We start from the raw sequence: 18513 nt of genomic DNA, 5'->3' as shown, positions 1-18513 counted from the left end.
CCGGTTCCGGCATCGGCGGCACCGGATCCGGGTCGGGGCCGGGTGGCCTCGGCTGGTCCGGTCCCGGGGTGGTCGGAACGGGCTCCGGTGGTGGTACTGGTTGCGTCATGCCTGGTGGGTACCCGTTTCAACGCTCGGTACCCAGTACCGGTTTCACGTCGACCACCGGCGTTCCGTCAAGGGCTTCCAGGTCCGCCACCCGCACCCGCTGTTCCTCGACCGCGACGATCCGGACCCGGTGCAACCCGATCGGGTTCGGCCGGTCGGGCGAACGGGTCGAGAACACCCCGGTGTCCGGGCGTTCGAGGTCGCCGCGCGGGTGCACCGCGAGCACCGACCGGTCCGCCCGGTCGAGCCAGGTCAGCACGAGGACGTCCTGGTCAGGTGCGAGCTCGGCCATCGCCCGCGCGTACTCCGGCGCGAACACGATCCACGCGTCCGGTGCACCCTCGTCGCCCTGCTTGGGAGCGGACGAGCGGTCGGTGAGCGGCGACTCGACGTGGCCGACGGGTTGCAGTTTCATCAGGTCCCGCAGAAGGTCTGGTAGTTGGTGGTGAAGTCCCGCGGGGCGGGCGTGGCGTGGTGATCGAGCCCCGGCCGCTCATCATAAGGTGAGGTCACGGCGTCCAGCAGCCGTCGAAGCGGTTCGAGATCGCCGTCCGCCCCGGCCGCGAGCGCTTCCTCGACGAGGTGGTTGCGCGGGATGTAGACGGGGTTGACCCGGTCCATCGCGTCGGCGTCCGGGTTCAGCGCACGCCACCGCGCGATCCAGGCGTCGATGCCGGCCAGGTCCAGGAACAGCGAGCGGGCCGGCTCGGCGTCACCCCGTGCGGCTGCGGACAGCTTCCGGAAGAACGTCGTGAAGTCGACGTGGTTCGCGTGCATCAGGACGAGCAGGTCCGTCAGCAGCGGCTTGATGTCGCCGGACACGCCCAGCTTGGCCTGCATGCCGCCCATCCAGGCGCGTTCGAGGTGCTCGTCGAACGTGCCGAGCACCTCGAGGGCCAGTTTGACCGCCTCGTCCTCGTCGTCGCTGAACAGCGGCAGCAGCGCCTCGGCGAGACGGGCGAGGTTCCACTGGGCGATGATCGGCTGGTTGCCGTAGGCGTAGCGGCCGCGGTGGTCGATCGAGCTGTAGACCGTCGTCGGGTCGTAGGCCTCCATGAACGCGCACGGGCCGTAGTCGATGGTCTCGCCGGAGATGGTCATGTTGTCGGTGTTCATCACGCCGTGGATGAAGCCGACGAGCATCCAGCGCGCGACGAGCGACGCCTGCGCGGCCACCACCTGCGTGAACAGCTCCAGGTAGGTGCTGCCGGGGTAGTGGCGGGCGATGGCGTGGTCGGCGAGGCGGCGCAGCAGGTCGTGGTCGCCGGTGTTGCGGGCGTACTGGAAGCTGCCGACGCGCAGGTGCGACGACGCCACGCGCGCCAGCACGGCCCCGGCGAGCGGTTCCTCGCGCTGAACGGTGGCGCCGGTGCTGACGACGGCCAGCGAACGGGTGGTGGGGATGCCGAGGGCGAACATCGCCTCGCTCAGGACGTACTCGCGCAGCATCGGGCCGACTGCGGCCAGGCCGTCGCCGCCGCGCGCGAACGGAGTGCGGCCGGAGCCCTTGAGATGCAGGTCGCGCGGCTTGCCGTCGTCGTCGCGCAGCTCGCCGAGGAGCAACGCGCGGCCGTCGCCGAGCCTGGGGGAGTAGCCGCCGAACTGGTGACCCGCGTACGCCTGGGCCACGCCGGGCGCCTCGTTGCCCACCAGGAACGGCAGGCCGTCGGTCCGCAGCCAGGCCGGGTCGAGGCCGAGTTCCTTCGCGAGAGGCTCGTTGAGGGCCAGCAGGACCGGTTCTCGGACCGGTACCGCTTCCCAGGCGACCGCCATCTCGGGCACGGCGTCAGCGAACTCGCTGCTCAGGCTGATGTTCACGGCGTCAACGGTACCGGGCGCGGTCAAAAGCCGGTGTGATCGCGCTCTCACGTTGAACCGCTCCCCAGGGGCGCACGTGTTGGTGGCGAACAGGTTGATGATCGTCCACTCAGGAATGAGAAACCCCCATGCGTCGCAATAACGTCGGGTTCCTTGCTGCCCTCGTCGCGTTCGGTGCCGTCGCTCTGACGGCCTGCGGTTCCGGGCAGTCCGGCACCGCGGCTCCGGTCCAGGAGCAGGCTCAGACCCAGCAGGCCGGTGAACAGTCCGAAGTGGACTTCCTGCGCGGCACGGCGAACTCGAACAAGGCCGACAAGGCGACCGGCGACCGCGCCCCCGAAGTAGCGGCGCCCGAGGTCAAGCTCAAGTGGGTGGAGCTTCGTGTTGCGAACGCGGGAGGTCTGGAGCCCGCGGTCGTGAACGGTGCCGGCCGCACGGTCTACTGGTTCAGCGACGACCCGGTGGGCGGCGGAGTGTCCAACTGCAACGGTGACTGCGAGAAGACGTGGACGCCCGTCACGGTCGCCAAGGGCACCAGGCTCTTCTTCCCCGGCATCAAGCGGGAGAACATCGGCTTCATCAAGCGCAAGGACGGCAGGACCACTCAGGTGACGATCGGCGGCCGCCCGATCTACCTGTTCACCAAGGACGAGAAGCCCGGTGACATCAAGGGCCAGAACGTCGGCAACAAGTGGTTCGTGATCAACCCCGAGGGCAAGCGCGCCACCGCACCCGCTGAGGCCCCGGCCACCGCGCCCGCGCCGGCACCCGGTGCGAAGGCCGCCAGTTCGGTCACCTTCTTCAGCGGCAAGAACTTCGACGACTTCAGCGGTAACAACTTCGCCACCGGTGTGCAGCCCGAGACGACGTGCAACGACCTGCGGGGCGGCTTCCCGTCGCTGACCACCGACGGCAGCGTCAAGATCTGGTCCGAGCCGGGCTGCAAGGGCAAGTCGGCGGTCGTGACCGATGACGTCCGCGACACGGCCGCCCTCGGCTTCCCGGACGGCGTGAAGTCCTACATCCGCGCCTGAGTTTCACGCCTGGATCACCGCCAGAGCCCACCCCGGCTCTGGCGGTTTTCGGGTGTGGCTACGCTGTTGGGCCATGCGCTCTTCCGCCATTGCGCTGGTGTTCCTGCTGGTCGGATGTGGTACCGGGACGACGTCCCTGCCCACCATCACCCCGGCGCCGACCTCGTCGTCGGCCTCTCCGCTGCCCCAGCTGCAACCCCGGCTCGACGCCATCGGCATCCTGCTCACCGCCTGCATCCCGCGGCTGCGCGGCGAACCGGTCGACGACGTGGACAACTGCGCCCACCTCATGCCGGACGTGACAGGCGTGCTCGACGAGGTCTCCCAGCAGGCCGACAAGCTGCCCCCGCAGAGCCGCTCCGCCATCGAGCAGGTCCGCAAGGCCCTCATCGACATCAAGCCGTGCGAGCCGTGGTTCGCCTCGGGTGGCACGACCGCCGACGGTCAGCTCAACTCCCGCTGCGGCAAGGCGTGGGACGAGCTCTTCAAGAGCTACAACGCGCTGCGGAATGCTGCTTGACGACGCCAGGCGGATCGGCCGCGTCGCGCTGCCGCTCTACCTCTCGATGGTCGCCGTCTCACTGAGCGCCCTCGTCAACACGGCGGCGCTCGGCCGGTTCGGCACCGGTGCGCTGGCAGGGTTCGCGGTGACGGTCGCGGTCTACTTCCCTGCCACCGCAGCGGTTTCCGGCGCCGTGCGCGGGGTGATGCCGTTCGTGGTGGCCCAGGCGGACGACCCGCCGGGGCTGCTTCGAGTGGTGCGCGACGGCACGTGGCTCGCGGTGTTCCTCGGCGTGCCCGGCGCGCTCGCGGTCGCCTGCGTGCCATTGATCGCGCGCGCCGGCGGGGTGCCGTCGTCGACCGTGGAGCAGCTTGGACCGTTTCCGTTGCTGATGGCTCTCGCCGTGCTGTTCAACGGGTTGGGATCGATGGCCACGTCCTGTCTCGTCGGCCTGGGGCAGTCCAAGGTCGTGATGCGCGCGGGCCTCGTCGGCGCCGCCTGCACCGCGATCCTGTCGCCGTTGCGGGTCGCGCCGCTGGGGCTCGCCGGCGCCGGAATCGCGTTGTGCACGGCGAACGTCGTCAGCTGCCTGATGACTGTCTCGGGACTGCGCAGGCGGCTTGAGGGCCGTCCGGACTTCCAGGTCCACTTCGGACAGATCTTGGAGCTCGCGAAGGTCGGCATCCCGATGGCGGGCACCGTGCTGGTGAAGTTCGCCGTGCTCGGTGTGCTGGCCATCGCCGCCGCACGAGCGAGCGCAACGGACGCGGCCGCGCACAACATCGCGACGGCACTCGTCAGCCTCACGTTCACGGCGGCCGTGGCGATCGGGCAGGCGATCGTGCCGCTCGTGAGCACGCGGGCTGAGGTTCGACGGACGATGACCTCGGGCCTCACGATCACCATGGTGACGTTGTCGGCCATCTGTGCGGTGATCGTCCTCGGGGACGTCCAGCGGCTCTTCACGGACGACTCGGCGGTTGCCGGAGCGGTCGCGCAGCTGCTGGGGTTGGTCGTGCTGGTGGTGCTCGCGGACGGACTGCAGGCGGTGCTCGGGTTCGGTCTGACCGGGTTGAAGCGGACGACGCCGAGCTTCGTGGTGTTCGCGCTCTGCTACGGCGTGCTGGCGGTCGTGGCCGTTCCGGCGGCCGCACGCGGTCTGACCGGCCTGTGGGTCGCACTCGCCGTGGCGAACCTGGCGGTGATGGCCGGGCAGGGGATCGCGTTCTGGAAAGCGGGCAACCCCTGAGGCTCCCGGATCCGTCTATGAGCCATGGGGAGAATTGCTGCGCTGGTGTTGATCCTGGTGGCGGTGGCCGCGTGCGGGAACAACGAGGAAGGCACGGTCCTGACCACCACACCGGTGGCCGCGCCGTTGACCACGCCGATGAACGACCCGGTGCTGACGAAGGCCGCGGACGTGGTGCAACCGCTGCTGGAAAAGGAGTTCGCGGACAGCTACGCGGGGCTGGAGATCCGTCACGACGTGCCCATGGTCGTCGTCTACCGCAAGCCGGATCCGAGGCTCGACGAAGAGGTGCGCAGGGTGGCGCCGGACGCGCGGATCGAGTTCCGCGACGCCAGTTACACGCGCGCTGAGATGGCCGAGCACGTCGAGCGGGTCATGGACGACCGCGAGTACTGGCAGGGCCGAGGGATCACGATCGTGCAGGCCGGGCCGGCCGTCGACGGGTCCGGGGTCGAGGTCGGGGTGCAGGCGCCGCCGCCGGGCGACTTCGCGCGGCAGCTGGACGCCTACTACCCGGCCATGTCGTTCAAGCTGACGACGACCGGCAAGATCGTGGACGCGCCGTACACCGGGCCGGTGCCGGTGTATCCCTCCACTTAGGACGGCAGCGGGCCGAACGCCGCTCGTTCGGATTCCACCTCGGCCGGGTTGAGCTGCTCCAGCATCGCGAAGGCACGGGTGTACTCGGCGCGCATGCGGTCGTAGAAGCCCATGTCCCGGCACACGTAGGCGATGCACAGGTGGTCGCGGGCCTCGCGGAGCTGGTTGCCGACGCGCACGTGGATCGCCAGGGCGGCCTCGTGACACGCCAGCGCGGCCGGGAAGTCGCGCAGCTCCTCGTGCACCCGGCCGAGGTCGCCGAGCGTGGCGGCTTCGATGACCTCGGCGCCCAGGCTGCGCGCGGTGGATGCGGCCTCCATGCCGTACGCCAGGGCTTCGTCCAGGCGCTGCATGCGTTTGAGGACCGTCGTGAGGTGGGTCATCGCGAAGACGCGGCCCAGCTGGTTGTCCTGGCGGCTGAAGATGTCCAGCGCGCGCAGCAGGTGCTGTTCGGCGGCCGACGCGTCGCCGGTGCCGCGGCCCACGTAGACGCCGGCCAGGTTGATCAGCGCCTGGCCCTCGCCGTGCTCGTCGGAGATCTCCTGCCACAACGGCAGTGCGCGCTGGAACCAGTGCTCGCCGTCGTCGTACGACCGCCGGACCGAGTGCAGGATGCCCATGTTGTTGCACAGCAAGGCTTCCGCCCGTCGGTTGCCGGAAGCAACCGCCGCGTCCAGCCCGAGCCGGTACATCGCCAGGCCGTCGTCGAAGTGCGAGTCGAACTCGAAGAAGCTCATCAACGCCAGCGGAAGCCGCGCGGCCAGCTCGGTGTCGCCGCTCGCGGCGGCGTGCTTGATCGCGGCGATCAGGTTCACGTACTCGGCCCGAAGCCACGCCCGCGCGTCGTCCGCGCTCTCGAACGTCTGCGGCGCAACGTCTTCTGGCAGCTCCGGCAACGGCATCCGCCTGCGGCCGGGGAAGAGCAGCCGGTCGGCCGCGTCGGCGCTGTGCAGGTACCAGCACAGCAAGCGGTCGACGGCCTTCTCCGGGGTGGGCTCGTCGTCGAGCGCCTTCTCGTGCGCGTAGGTCCGCAGCAGGTCGTGGAAGGTGTAGTGCCGCAACGCGATCTCGTCGACGAGGTGGCCCGCGCACAGCACGTCGAGCAACCTGCGTGCTTCCCGCAACGGCAACCCGGCTGAGGCAGCGGCTGCGCCGAGTGACGGCGCCGGGCCGGGATGCAGGCCCAGCAGCCGGAACATCCGCGCCACCTCAGGGGCCAGCGCCCGGTAGGACCACGAGAAGGTGGCCCGCACGGCCGTGGTGTCGTCGGCCTCCAGCACGTCCAGGCGCTCGGCGGCGAGCTCCTCGACCAAGGCCGCGAGTGTCCTGTTCGGACCGATGCTCACCCGTTCCGCCGCCACCCGCAGCGCCAGCGGGAGCGCGCAGCACAACCGGACGAGCTCGCGAGCGGCCTGAGGTTCGGCGTCGACGCGATGACCGATGATCGACCGCAGCAACCCCAGGGCCTCGACCTCGGGCAGCACGTCCAAGGTGACCCGGTGCGCGCCGCCGGAGATCACCAGCCCGCTCAACCGGTTGCGGCTCGTCACCAGCACCGCGCTGGACGACACGCCGGGCAGCAACGGGCGGACCTGCTCGGCGTTGAAAGCATTGTCCAGCAACACGAGTACGCGCCGGTCGGCGAGCACGCTGCGATACATCCCGGCCCGGCCGTCGAGGTCCTCCGGGAGGGCTTTCTGGTCGATCCCGAGCCCGGCGAGCAAGCGGCGCAACGCCTCGTCCGGCGGCACCGGCGAACTGTGCGGCGCGAAGCCCTGCAGGTCGATGAACAGCTGCCCGTCCGGGAACCAGTCGGCCAGCAGGTGCGCCACGTGCACGGCCAGCGCGGTCTTGCCGATCCCGCCCGTGCCGTCGATCGCGGAGATCACGACCGTGCGCGGCTCGGACCCGCTCAACCGCGCGCACAGCTCGGCGATCTCGCGGTCACGTCCCACGAAACCGATCGTGTCGTGCGTGGTCTGAGCCGGCCGCACAGTCCGGGCAACCGTGCCGCCCTGGAGGATCTGCGCGTGTTGTTCCTGCAGTTCAGGGCCTGGTTCCACGCCCAGCTGGCCGACCAGGGCCGTCCGGCAGGTACGGAACGCGGCCAGCGCCTCCGCCTGCCGGCCGGACTTGCTGAGCGCCAGCATGAGCAGCCGCACGAGCCGTTCCCGCACCGGGTGATCGGCCACGCCACGGGCCAGGGTGTCGATCACCTCGCCGTGCTCGCCGGCCGAGATCGCGGCCTCGGCCCAGTCCTCGATCGCGGTGAGCCGGGCTTCCTCCAGCCGGGCGCGCTGCCGTTCGGCGAAAGGCCCCGGCACGTCCGAGAGCGCGGTGCCGCGCCAGGTGTCGAGCGCCGACCGCAGCTGCCCGTTCTGGCGCAACGTCTCGAACTCGCTCAAGTCGGACGGCGTCACCGTGCAGGCATAGCCGCTGTCCGTCGTGACGATCAGGCTTCCGCACGCCCGTGACGGCAGATCCGGCTCGACCAGCCGCCGCAGCGCGCTGATGTACGTGTGGAGGCTGCCCGAAGCGCTCGACGGCGGGTCGTCCCCCCACACCGCGTCGATCAGCTCGGCCCGCGAGACGGAGTGCGGCGACCGCATCGCCAGCACCGCGAGCACCGCGCGTTGCCGGGGCTGGCACGGTTCGAGCCGCGCGCCGTCGACGGTGATCCGCAGATCACCGAGCACGTCGACCCGCAGCTCGCCCATGCGGGCAGGGTATTCGCCCGTTCAGCGCAACGCGATGCCCGTCCGAACAACGCGGATCAGGCCAATCGGGCCGGAAGCGCTTCGACGGTCCGGCGCGCGACGCTGGCCGCGCTCCACGTCGGTTCACCGGCCGCCACGAGCGTCGGGAACCGCTGTTGCAGTCCTGTCAGGACATGCGCCATCTCCGCGCGGCCCAGCGTCGTCCCGCAGCAGTTGCCGGTCGACAGCATCCGGCGCGGGTCACGGGTCGGGTCGAACGTGTCCGGGTCCCGAAATACGCGGGGGTCGCGGTTGGCACCCGCGATCAACATGCGGACCGACGCCCCGGCGGGGATCGTCACGCCACCCAAAGAAACGCTGCTCAGCGCGATGCGCGGGATCGGGGTGTAGAGGACGACGCCGTCGTGTCGAAGCGCTTCGTCCAGGAACCGCTGCACCCGGGACTGATCACCGTCGCACCACCAGCGGAGCGGCGGATTGGCGAGAAACGCCTGGACCACACGGTCGATGCCGGAGATCGTGCTCTCGTACCCGGTCATCCACATGATCCAGAGAATCGCGATGAGCAGCTCGTCCTCACCGTCGTGCGCCTCGACCAGCCGCGTGATGAGGTCGTCGCGAGGGGCTGAACGACGTTCGGCGACCCGCTCGCGGAAGTAGTCCTCGACCGCGTTGCTCGCCCGATCGGCCTCCAGCACGAGCCGCGCGTCGTCGGAGGCCAATGCCCGAGTCATCGACGAGATGGTGTCCGCGATCCACGCGCGGTCCACATCGGGCACGCCCACTCGGTCAGCGAACACGTACTGGGTGAGCGGCACGGACACCTCGGCGTGCAGGTCGACCGTCTCGCCCGCGACCAGCCGCGGCCCGAGGTCGTCGAAGAGGTTGCCCAGATGTTCCAGGATCCGCGGCCGCAGCTGCGAGACCCGCGCCGGCGTCATGTCCCGCGCGATGGCTGCCCGCAATCGGGCATAACAGGGGTGGTTCTTCGCCGCGAACGCCCGGACGAGCTTCTTGACCGCCGGATGGCTCCGTTTCCCGGAACCGACCTCGCGCCACATCGCGGCCTCGTCCGGCGCCGTGAACGCGTCGGGCCGCTGCAGCGCGTAAGCGACGTCGTCGTAGTTGCTCAGCAGGTAGAAACCGCAGTTCGTGCGGTGGACCGGGTCGTTCTCGCGCAGCCAGTGCAGGAACGGGTACGGATCTTGGCGTTGCGCGGGCTTGGCGAGTTCCGCGAGGGCATCGATGGTGGCGGACACCGACAGACCTCCTTGTCGCAGGGGAGGGGGCGAACCTAGGCACAGCCCGGCCTCCGTTTGGGGAAATCCGCCCTGGTTACCGGGCCGCGCTGCCCGATCGGGCAGCCGCGTGGAGACGGCGTGGAGTGCAAATGGAGAGCGCTCCCGAAAGCTCGGGACATGGAACGAGTGCGAGTCGCGGTGCACGCGAAGGATTCGGTCACCCGCTGGGGCATCGCCGGCTATCTGCGGCTGCGGCCGGAGGTCCAGGTCCTGCCCGAGTACTCGCTGAGCAACGCCCAGGTCGTGCTCGTCGCCGCCGAGGGCGCCGGGCTGACCGCCGAACTGCGGACCGTCGCCCAGCGCACGTCCGCCTGCGTCGTGCTGATCACCGACGACCTGCGTGCCCACGACCTGCCGCGCGCGATCGACCACCGCGTCGTCGCGATCCTGCCGCGCCGGGACCTCACCTGCGAAGGTCTGGCCTCGACGGTGCTGGCCGCGTTCGAGGGCCGGGCCGAGCTGCCCGCGATGTCCGGCCTGGCCGAGCGCGAGCTGGACATGCTGAGGCTGTTCGCCGAGGGGTGGACGACGGCGGAGGTCGCGAAGAAACTGTCCTATTCGGAGCGAACGGTGAAGAGCATGGTGCAGCACGTGCTCACGCGGTTCCGGCTGCGCAACCGCACGCACGCGGTGGCGTTCGCGATCAGGTCAGGCGCTATCTGAGAAGGCCGCGGTGAGCTCTTTGGAGATCTCGTAGTGCCGCACCAGGAACGAGCGCTCGTCCAGCTTCTTGCGCCGCATCCAGCCGGTCACCTCGGCGTTGCACTTGCTGGCGTTGCACGACCCGCACGCCGGGACGACGTTGCCGAGCGTGTACCGGCCGCCGCGGGAGATCGCCTGGATGCAGTCCTTCTGGAGCGACTCCGCGGGTTTGCCGCAATAAGCGCAGCCGCCCCAGGACGTCTTGAGCGCGTCCCACTGCGCGTCGCTGAGGTCGTGTTCGACCCGCGCCATCCGCTTCTTGCGCTTGCGGGCCGCGCGAACCTGCTTGCTACCTCCGGTCGGCACGATGAGTGAGACTACGGGTCGCGATGGCCAACAGGTCGGAGGCGGGCCCCCGGGGTGTCCTGCCCGCCGGCCACACCGCTCGCAACGCCCGGTGCAGATCCACGTCGCTCACCTCGACGCGGACCAGCGTGCGGGTCGCGAGGTCGGCCTCCACGGCGTGCACGCTCAGCACCGCGGGCCCGATCCCGCCGATCGCCGCGGCCTTGATCGCGGTGGTGGACGACATCTCCAGCAACGGTTCGGCGCTGTGTTCGATCCCCACGACTTTCAGAGCGCGTTCCCAAGCCTGGCGCGTGCCCGAGCCCGATTCCCTGCTGACCAACGGGGTTGCGGCCGCTTTGGCCGCGGTGACCTTGCGGCGCCTGGCCCACGGATGACTCGGGGCGACCACGAGCACGAGTTCGTCCTTCGCCACGACGCGGGTGGTCAGGCCCGATGGCACGTCCGTCGACTCGATGAAGCCGAGATCCGCGCGCTCGGCCAGCACCTGCTCGGCCACGTGCACCGAGTTGCCCGCGGTGAGCACGGTCGCGGTGTCCGGGCTGACGGTCCTCAGCGCGATCAGCCACGCGGGCAGCAGGTACTCGGCGACGGTGAGGCTCGCGGCGATCTTGAGGTGGCTGTGGCGGTCCGCTCTGAGGCTGGTGATGCCCGCGTCGAGGTCGACGGCCCGCGCGAGCACCGGAGCGGCCCACCCCGCGACGAGTTGCCCGGCCGTGGTGAGGCGGGCGCCGCGCGGGGTGCGTTCGAGCAGGGGGACGCCGACGCGGGCTTCGAGGGTGCGGAGTCGTTCGCTGGCCGAGGGCTGGGACATGCCGTGCGCTTTGGCCGCCCGGCCGATGCCGCCCAGCTCGGCCACGCTCAGCAGCAGGTCGAAGCTGGTCAGGTCGGTGACCCTGGACGGCAGAGGCATAGGGACAGCCTATGTGTTCATCGGTGATTGCCACCTACCGAGGCTCGCGCACCGCGAGGATTGTTGTGTCGTGACCGCTCTCGCACCTCATCCACACCGTGCCCCCGAGGTGCGACGAGCGGCGCCTTTCGGCCCGAACCTCTTCGCCTCCGTGATGGGGACCGGGATCGTGGCCACGGCCGGCGCCGGCATGCCCGGCCTGCACACGCCGGCCACGTTCGTGTGGACGCTGGATGCTCTTCTGCTGGTCTTCCTCGTCGGTGCCGCGTTGAGGCGCTGGACGTGGGCGGACGTGCGTGCTCAGCTCGCGGATCCCGTGATGGCCCAGTTCTGGGGCGCGCCACCGATGGCGTTGATGACCGTCGGCACCGGCGCGTTGCTGCTCGGCAAGGACTGGATCGGTCTCGACGCCGCTCTGGCCGTCGACTGGACACTGTGGACGCTCGGCACGCTGCTCGGCCTGGCGACCTCGGTGCTGGTGCCGTTGCGGATGATCGGCAGCGGTGAGCGCGCGTTCGGCGGCTGGCTGATGCCCGTGGTGCCCCCGATGGTCTCGGCCGCGTCGGGTGCGTTGCTGGCTCAGCACCTGCCGGACGGTCCGCGCCAGGCCATGGTGCTCGGGTGTTACGCGCTGTTCGGCGTGAGCCTGTTCGCGACGATGGTGATCGTGCCGCAGATCTGGCAACGGCTCGTCCAGCACGGGCTCGGCGCCGCCTCGACCGTGCCGACGTTGTGGATCGTGCTCGGGCCGCTCGGCCAGTCGATCACCGCCGCCAACCTCCTCGCGGGTGTTCCCGTGCTGCCCGGCCAGACCGCGTTCGGTGTCCTCTACGGCACGATCACCTGGGGATTCGCCCTGCTGTGGGTGGCTTTGGCGGCGGCTGTGACGGTGCGGACGGTGCGGCGCGGGCTGCCGTTCGCGTTGACGTGGTGGAGCTTCGTGTTCCCGCTCGGCACGCTGGTGACCGGCACCAGCGCGCTCGCCCGGAGTGTTCCGTCGGTGCTGTTCAGCGGGGTCGCGATCGTGCTTTACGGCGCTCTCGTGCTGGCGTGGATCACCGTCGCCGCGCGGACGTTGTTTCAGCGGTAGGAGTCCCAGCGGGCGTACTGGGCGGCCTTGGCCGGATCGGGATCGCGCTTGCCCTGGAGCCAGTAGTCGATCCAGTCGACGTTCTGCCGCATCGCCGCCGCCCGGTGCCGCGGCTGGTGCAGGACGTGCGTCTCGTCGGGGAACACCACCAGTTCGGTCGGCACCCTCAGGCCGTGCTTGAGGTACTCGTCGATCCGCGTGACCAGCACGCCGGCCGCCGGGCCTGTCTGCTGCAGCAACGGGCCGTTGAACGTGGTCGCGAGCGGCGCCGGTGAGCCCGGCATCAGCTCGGCCGTGCCGTCGTCGCCCGCCACCGCGACCTTGAACCTCGTCGAGTGGATCATCAGCTCATCCGCGACGCGTGCGCCGCGGCTGTAGCCGACGACGGCGACCTTCTCGGGGTCGATGTCGTCACTTTGTATCGCCGCCTCCATCATCTTGCGGGCTTCGACGGTGTCGTTCGGGTTGGCTTGGCGTGATTCGTTGACGAGCAGCACGACGTACCCGCGCGCTGCGTAGACCTGCGACGGGAACGACCACTCCTGAGCCTCGGCCATGAAGAGGTTGCGGGCGTCGTACCCGTGCGTGATCACGACGGCGGGGCAGCGGCTGTGTGCGCACTGCGGTGGCACGATCCGATAGCCCGTCGCCTTGAGGTTCGAGGCGCTGGTCCACTCCGCCGGGACTGGTCGTTGGATTCGGGCTCCGTCGACCCAGTGGTTCGGGTGGTAGCCGTCTTTGATCACGTTGCCGTGGATGGCGACGATGCGTGGTGGTGTGCTCGCGGTTTGGTGCACGCACACGGCTTTGTCGCCGTGCACGTCGCAGTTCGACAGGTTGTCGTCGGTCGTGACCGTGCTGAGCCATTCGTGCCGGTCGTCGCTCAGGCCGAGCGTGATGCCGTTGCCGGTGAACCACGCCCTGGTGACTGCTGCCGGCGCGTCCGCGAGAGGCTGACGTGGCCCGCCGTCGAGCGGGATGGCCACGACCCGGTTGCCCTCGACGCCCACGAGCTTGCCGTCCGGTGTCCACGTCGGGTCGAGCGGCCTGGCGGCTCCGGTGTCCACAGTGGACACGCGGTCGCCGTCGAGGACGTTGAGCTTGTCGGTGACGAACGCGAGTCGCGTGCCGTCGGGGGAGAACGCCATCTTCGGTTTGCCGGACTGGGCCATCGGGCCTTGGGGCGCGTCGAGGATCTGCCGGTTCTGGCCGGTCCTGAGATCGTGCAGCCACAACGCGTTGCGCACCTCGTCGTGCTCGCGGGCGAGCAACGGCATGAGGTTGCGACCGTCGTACACCACGCCGTCATCGGTCGGCTTGTTCATCGGTTTCGGCGCGGTGAACGCGATGCCGGTCGGGCTCCACTCGAACGCCAGCACCTTCGCGTCGTGCGGCGGCACGTTCGGGCTCCAGAACGGCATGTGGTTGCCGCCGAACCGGACAGCGGGCGCGGGCGAGTCGAACAGCTTGCGCGGCCGGCCACCCGAGCGCGACACGGCCCACACCTCGTCGGCGCCGTCGAGCGGCGCCAGGAACGCGACCTGCTTCCCGTCCGGCGACCACCGGACGTTGGTCATCCGCTCGACCACCCCGCGGACGGTCGTGACCGTGCGGGCGCGGTCGGGCTCGTCGACGTCCACGATCATCAGCCGGCTGGTCACCACGTTGTCGTCGAGCGACGGCTCGGTCACCACCACGGCCGCCTGCTTGCCGTCCGGTGCCATCCGCACCTCGGTGATCTGCCGCGACGTGACCACGTCGGTGATCTCGACCGCCCTCGGCTGCACCGCGGGCACTCCCAGCAGCAGCACCAACACTCCGAGCATCTTCATGCCGTCGATGTTCTGGGAACGAGCGGTGCGGGCGCGTCGGAGCGAGGCAGGATTCCGGTGTACCTCGTGGGAGCTACAGCGGTGTTCGCGGTAACTCCACGGGGTGAGCCCCTGCTCCGTAAGGTGGTTTCGGGGGTGGTGTGCGTGGGCTGGTGGCAGGGCCCGGTGTGGCTGGGCAGGCTCGCCGTGGCGGTGGTCGTGAGCGCGTGGAGCCTGTGGCAGGCGCCGGAGTGGTATCTGATCGCGCCCGCTCTGACGCCCGCGCTGGTCGTCCTGCAGATCGCGCCCGCGTTGCTGAGCCGCACCAGACCCGTGCCGGCGGCCTGGCTCGCACTCGTGGCCACCGCGTTCGCCATCGGCGTCCTCGCCTGGACGAGGCCGTCCGCCGGTACGTCGCCGAGCTGGCCGCTCGACGCCTACCTCGTGCCGCTCGCCCCGGTGCTCGCGCTGGCCATCGCCCGCGGCGCCCGGTGGATCGCGGTACCGGTCCTGGGGCTTCCGCTCGCGGGCATGGTCGTGTTCGCACCCATCGCGGACGTGATGGCCGGGCCACTGGCCGGTGCGGTCCTCACGGTGGGGGCCGGGTTCGCGCTCCGCCGGGAACGCCGCATCGCCACCGACGAACGCGAACGCCGAATCGTGCTGGAGGAACGCACCCGCATTGCCCGCGAGCTGCACGACGTCGTCGGTCACCACCTGTCGCTCATCGCGGTGCGCACGGACAGCGCGCCCTACCGCCGCACGGACCTCGACGGCATGCGCGAGGAGCTGGCCGAACTGGGCGCCGCCGCGCGCCAGGCGTTGGCGGAGACCAGACAGCTGGTCGAGGTCCTGCGGGACGTGCACGACCTGCGGGCGCTCACCGACCTGGCGGGCGCCTCCCTGACCGTCGGCTCGTTGCCCGAGCTGCGTGACACCACCCGGCTGGCCCTCTACCGGATCGTCCAGGAGTCGCTGACCAACGTCCGCAAACACAGCCCCGGCGCGCCGACGACGGTCACCATCGGCCAGACGGGCGAGTCGATCCGGGTGACCGTCCACAACGGACCGCCGCCCGGCCGCGGCCTGACCGGAATCCGGGAGCGGGCAGAGGCGGCGGGCGGGAACAGCACGGCGGGTCCGCTGCCGGACGGCGGCTACCAGGTCACCGCGGAGCTGCCGGTATGACCACCGTGTTCGTCGTCGACGACCAGGCCATGGTGCGCGAGAGCTTCGTGGCACTGCTCGACGCCCAGCCCGGCATCGAGGTGGTCGGCTCGGCCGGCGACGGCGCGGAAGCCGTGCGCGGCATCGAAAACCTCAACCCCGACGTCGTGCTGATGGACGTCCGAATGCCCACAATGGACGGCCTGGAGGCCACCCGGCGCCTCCGCGACCACCCGTGCCGCGTGATCGTGCTGACCACGTTCCACCTCGACGAGTACGTCTACGAGGCGCTGCGCGGCGGAGCGAGCGGCTACCTGCTCAAAGACGCACCCGCCGCCGAACTGATCCACGCCGTCCACGTCGTCGCCGCGGGCGAGGCCCTGCTCTCGCCCGCCGTCACCAAGCGGCTCATCGCGGAGTTCGCCCGCCACGCCCCGCCACCCGTGCGCCCCGCCGCGCTCGAGTCGTTCACCGGACGGGAGACGGAGATCCTCCGGCACCTCGCCCGCGGCCTGTCGAACCTGGAGATCGCGGACCGGCTGGGCCTGTCCGAGCAGACGGTGAAGACTCACGTCAGCCGGGTGCTGGCGAAGCTCGGGGCGCGGGACCGGGCGCAGGCGATCGTGATCTCGTACGAGTCCGGTCTGGTGAGCGCCCGCGCGTGAGTTGGGCGGTTACGCCGTGTGCGCTCTGAGCTCGGACGCTTCACCTTGAGCAGGCGGAAACCAGTTCGCGCGAGCCGGTCAGCACGAATTCGCCTTGTGCGTGGAGCAGGTTGTGTCTCGGTCTGCGGTCCGAGTCGAGCCCCAATCGCAATCGTCGCGAAGCGGTGATGAATTGACCCGGCTCGTCTGGCACCCACGCGCCCACCTGCGCAAGGTGGCTGATCGCACGGCAGGTCACCCCTCCGCTGGAACGTGACCAGCCGGAGCAAGGCGGTACCTGCGTAACCCGCCCATCTACGTAGTACCTACCGACGCGAACACCCCCACCGAGCCACGAACCTTCTCGTGTGACAACGACACGAACTGCACCAACGCGAACGGCACGGGCGGTGGTCCTCGCCTCCGCCACTCTGACGATCATGGCCGCGGCGATCATCGCGCCGAGCCTGCCCGCGATGGGCGAGGTGTACGGCGAGGGCGTCCTGATCCGCCTGGCCCTCACGATCACCTCGCTGGCCATCGCGATCAGCGCCCCGGTCGCGGGTCTGGTGGCAGACCGGGTCGGGCGCAAACCCCTGCTCACAGCCAGTCTCGCCGCCTACGCCATCACCGGCACGGCGGGCTACTTCGTGGACAGCCTCGCCGTGCTGCTGACCACGAGAACCCTTCTGGGGCTGGCGGTCGGCGGCATCATGACCTCGGTCAGCGCCTTGATCACGGACTGGTTCGAAGGACCGGAACGAGGCAGGTTCCTGGGCCTCCAGCAAGCCGCGGCCAGTCTGGGCGGAGTGGTCTTCCTCCCGCTCGCGGGGATCCTCGCGGGAATCAACTGGCGCCTGCCGTTCTGGCTCTACAGCGTCGCAGCGGCAATCGCGTTGGCAGCCGTCATCGGCCTCAAGCACGAACCGAGAACGACGCAGAAAGCCGAAAAGGCACCGTTCCCGACGAAGGCCATCGGCATCTACCTGATGGCACTCATCGCCACCCTGGTCTTCTACATGGCGCCGACCCAGCTCCCGTTCCTCCTCCGGGACCTGGGCGCCGGCCCCGCCGTCATCGGTGTGGTGGTGGCCGGCAGCACCCTGACCAGTGTCGTGGGCGCCCTCGTCTTCCCGAAGCTCCCCAAGGGCCGCATCACGGCGGCAAGCGTCGCACTGCTCGGCCTGGGCTGGTTGCTCATCGGCTACGGCAACAACATCCCGCTGGTCACCGCGGGCCTCCTCGTCGGCGGCTTCGGCGTGGGCCTGGTGGTACCGAACCTGAACCTCCAGCTCGCGGACCTGGCCGGCCCCGCGCAGCGCGGAAGAGTCCTCAGTGGACTGGTCGCGGGCATCTTCCTGGGCCAGTTCCTGTCACCGCTCGTCATCGCACCTCTGGTCCACACGGCCGGCATTCCGGCGGCGTTCACCTGGACCGGCGTCGTCACCACCATCGCGGGGGCGGTCCTCGCCCTGGCACACAAGGAGAAATGACATGATTTACCACGGCAACCGGTTCACCCTGCGCGAGGACGCCTCGCCCGAGCAGATCGAGGAGGCGCTGGAGAGCCTGCGCAACCAGGGGCGCGTGATTCCGAGTGTCAAGTCGTTCGTGGTGGGGCGTGACTTCGGCGGCGAGTTCGAGTGGGGCGCCACGTTCGTCATCGAGGACCTCGAAGGGTACTGGGAGTATCTGATCCACCCGGCGCACCGGAACACGGACCGCGTGGGTCTGCCGCTCGTGGACAAGTTCGTGTCGTTCGACATCACCGACGACGAAGACCCGGAGATCGGCGCGAAGATCGCCGCGCTGCACCAGAAGCGCTACGACTCCGACCCCGAGCTGACCAAGCTCGTGTCCGACCTCGGTGAGTACACGGGCAGCGCCGCCCCCGGCCCGCACGGGGAGAAGTGATGAGCGACGTCACGCAGGCCTGGGCCGACCTCTGGAACGGTGACCTCGCCCTCGTCGAGTCGACGGTCAGCGAGGACTTCCTCTCGCACGCCGCGCCGTTGCTCGGTGGGCCGCCTCAGGTCCACACGGGCCGGGAGAAGCTCGCGGAGTGGGTGCGGGGCGCGCACGAGAACATGCCGGGACTGAAGTTCACCGTCCAGGTCGGGCCGATCGTGCAGGAGCCGTTCCACGTGCTGCGCTGGCACGCGGAAGCCGAGGGGATCTCGTTCTACGGCACGGACATCCTCCGCGTCGTGGACGGTGTGATCGTCGAGTACTGGGCCAACGCCGACAGCTTGTGGGCGGCTCAGCAGCTCGGCCTGGTGGCTACGACCAGCTGAGGTCCTTCAGCTGCCGCCGCGAGTTGATGCCCAGTTTGCGGAAGACGTTCCGCAGGTGGGCATCGACCGTGCGGGGGCTGAGGAACAGCCGGGCGGCGACCTCCTTGGAAGTCGCCCCGGTGGCCACGAGCCGGGCGATGTGCTGCTCCTGCACGGTGAGGTCGTCCGCAGCCTGTTGTTCTTCCTCGACCGGATCACCAGGAACCTCACCGAGTCGGGCATCATCCCGCCGATCGGGTACCTGGACATCCTCCTGG

At 69.9% G+C, this 18513-nt stretch carries 18 protein-coding genes and 1 pseudogene; 11 read left to right on the top strand and 8 right to left on the bottom strand.

Features of this window, described 5'->3' with window-relative positions:
- Positions 1 to 127: 127 nt before the first annotated feature.
- Together tsaA and ABZX92_RS27435 are read right to left on the bottom strand one after the other, a co-directional pair.
- Positions 128 to 523 carry a tRNA (N6-threonylcarbamoyladenosine(37)-N6)-methyltransferase TrmO gene (gene tsaA / locus ABZX92_RS27440; RefSeq protein WP_355565181.1) on the bottom strand — a complete coding sequence of 132 codons (396 nt, stop codon included), beginning with the start codon at positions 521 to 523 and terminating at the stop codon, positions 128 to 130.
- Positions 523 to 1926: a protein adenylyltransferase SelO gene (locus ABZX92_RS27435; protein ID WP_355565178.1), complete on the bottom strand. Its 1404-nt coding sequence runs from the start codon at positions 1924 to 1926 to the stop codon at positions 523 to 525. The genes tsaA and ABZX92_RS27435 overlap by 1 nt, the downstream gene beginning before the upstream one ends.
- A 128-nt stretch (positions 1927 to 2054) precedes the next feature.
- On the opposite strand from ABZX92_RS27435, the gene ABZX92_RS27430 reads away from it, so the two are divergent.
- From ABZX92_RS27430 to ABZX92_RS27415, 4 genes are all read left to right on the top strand, one after another.
- Positions 2055 to 2960, top strand: a complete 906-nt coding sequence (locus ABZX92_RS27430) for a hypothetical protein (RefSeq protein WP_355565175.1) — start codon at positions 2055 to 2057, stop codon at positions 2958 to 2960.
- A gap of 73 nt (positions 2961 to 3033) precedes the next feature.
- Positions 3034 to 3480, top strand: coding sequence for a hypothetical protein (locus tag ABZX92_RS27425; protein WP_355565173.1), 447 nt, complete (start codon positions 3034 to 3036; stop codon positions 3478 to 3480).
- Positions 3470 to 4711 (top strand): MATE family efflux transporter, encoded by a 1242-nt coding sequence (locus ABZX92_RS27420; protein ID WP_355565170.1) that lies wholly within the window; start codon positions 3470 to 3472, stop codon positions 4709 to 4711. The genes ABZX92_RS27425 and ABZX92_RS27420 overlap by 11 nt, the downstream gene beginning before the upstream one ends.
- Before the next feature lie 24 nt (positions 4712 to 4735).
- Positions 4736 to 5311: a hypothetical protein gene (locus ABZX92_RS27415; protein ID WP_355565167.1), complete on the top strand. Its 576-nt coding sequence runs from the start codon at positions 4736 to 4738 to the stop codon at positions 5309 to 5311.
- Here the strand turns inward: ABZX92_RS27415 and ABZX92_RS27410 are convergent.
- Positions 5308 to 8028, bottom strand: coding sequence for a BTAD domain-containing putative transcriptional regulator (locus ABZX92_RS27410; RefSeq protein ID WP_355565164.1), 2721 nt, complete (start codon positions 8026 to 8028; stop codon positions 5308 to 5310). The genes ABZX92_RS27415 and ABZX92_RS27410 overlap by 4 nt on opposite strands.
- 56 nt (positions 8029 to 8084) lie before the next feature.
- Positions 8085 to 9287 (bottom strand): cytochrome P450, encoded by a 1203-nt coding sequence (locus ABZX92_RS27405; RefSeq protein WP_355565159.1) that lies wholly within the window; start codon positions 9285 to 9287, stop codon positions 8085 to 8087.
- A gap of 159 nt (positions 9288 to 9446) precedes the next feature.
- Between ABZX92_RS27405 and ABZX92_RS27400 the strand changes: the two genes are divergently transcribed.
- Positions 9447 to 9992, top strand: a complete 546-nt coding sequence (locus ABZX92_RS27400) for a LuxR C-terminal-related transcriptional regulator (protein WP_355565156.1) — start codon at positions 9447 to 9449, stop codon at positions 9990 to 9992.
- On the opposite strand, the gene ABZX92_RS27395 is transcribed toward ABZX92_RS27400, so the two are convergent.
- Positions 9978 to 10337, bottom strand: coding sequence for an HNH endonuclease (locus tag ABZX92_RS27395; protein ID WP_355565154.1), 360 nt, complete (start codon positions 10335 to 10337; stop codon positions 9978 to 9980). The genes ABZX92_RS27400 and ABZX92_RS27395 overlap by 15 nt on opposite strands.
- On the bottom strand, positions 10321 to 11250 hold the full coding sequence (locus tag ABZX92_RS27390; protein ID WP_355565151.1) for a LysR family transcriptional regulator: 930 nt from the start codon (positions 11248 to 11250) through the stop codon (positions 10321 to 10323). The genes ABZX92_RS27395 and ABZX92_RS27390 overlap by 17 nt, the downstream gene beginning before the upstream one ends.
- A gap of 70 nt (positions 11251 to 11320) precedes the next feature.
- On the opposite strand from ABZX92_RS27390, the gene ABZX92_RS27385 reads away from it, so the two are divergent.
- The gene (locus ABZX92_RS27385; protein ID WP_355565149.1) at positions 11321 to 12340 is read left to right on the top strand and encodes a TDT family transporter; all 1020 of its coding nucleotides are present in this window, start codon (positions 11321 to 11323) and stop codon (positions 12338 to 12340) included.
- Here the strand turns inward: ABZX92_RS27385 and ABZX92_RS27380 are convergent.
- Entirely contained in the window at positions 12331 to 14172 is a 1842-nt protein-coding gene (locus ABZX92_RS27380) for a hypothetical protein (protein WP_355565146.1), read from the bottom strand. The genes ABZX92_RS27385 and ABZX92_RS27380 overlap by 10 nt on opposite strands.
- 144 nt (positions 14173 to 14316) lie before the next feature.
- Between ABZX92_RS27380 and ABZX92_RS27375 the strand changes: the two genes are divergently transcribed.
- The 5 genes from ABZX92_RS27375 to ABZX92_RS27355 all read left to right on the top strand — a co-directional run bounded on the left by ABZX92_RS27375 (position 14317) and on the right by ABZX92_RS27355 (position 18256).
- Positions 14317 to 15339, top strand: a complete 1023-nt coding sequence (locus ABZX92_RS27375; protein ID WP_355565143.1) for a histidine kinase — start codon at positions 14317 to 14319, stop codon at positions 15337 to 15339.
- A complete protein-coding gene (locus ABZX92_RS27370) occupies positions 15336 to 15983 on the top strand; it encodes a response regulator transcription factor (protein ID WP_355565140.1) in 648 nt (215 codons plus the stop codon). The genes ABZX92_RS27375 and ABZX92_RS27370 overlap by 4 nt, the downstream gene beginning before the upstream one ends.
- Positions 15984 to 16330: 347 nt before the next feature.
- Complete coding sequence (locus tag ABZX92_RS27365) at positions 16331 to 17455, top strand: MFS transporter (protein WP_355565137.1); 1125 nt, start codon at positions 16331 to 16333, stop codon at positions 17453 to 17455.
- A gap of 1 nt (position 17456) precedes the next feature.
- Positions 17457 to 17876 (top strand): Dabb family protein, encoded by a 420-nt coding sequence (locus tag ABZX92_RS27360; protein WP_355565134.1) that lies wholly within the window; start codon positions 17457 to 17459, stop codon positions 17874 to 17876.
- On the top strand, positions 17876 to 18256 hold the full coding sequence (locus ABZX92_RS27355; RefSeq protein ID WP_355565131.1) for a nuclear transport factor 2 family protein: 381 nt from the start codon (positions 17876 to 17878) through the stop codon (positions 18254 to 18256). Before ABZX92_RS27360 ends, ABZX92_RS27355 begins: the two co-directional genes overlap by 1 nt.
- On the opposite strand, the pseudogene ABZX92_RS27350 reads toward ABZX92_RS27355, so the two are convergent.
- A pseudogene (locus ABZX92_RS27350) lies at positions 18243 to 18422 on the bottom strand (helix-turn-helix transcriptional regulator); the annotation flags it as partial. The gene ABZX92_RS27355 and the pseudogene ABZX92_RS27350 overlap by 14 nt on opposite strands.
- Positions 18423 to 18513: the final 91 nt, after the last annotated feature.

This window comes from Lentzea sp. NPDC006480 (assembly GCF_040611995.1).
Classification (GTDB): domain Bacteria; phylum Actinomycetota; class Actinomycetes; order Mycobacteriales; family Pseudonocardiaceae; genus Lentzea.
This window is presented reverse-complemented; position numbering and strand designations above follow the sequence as displayed.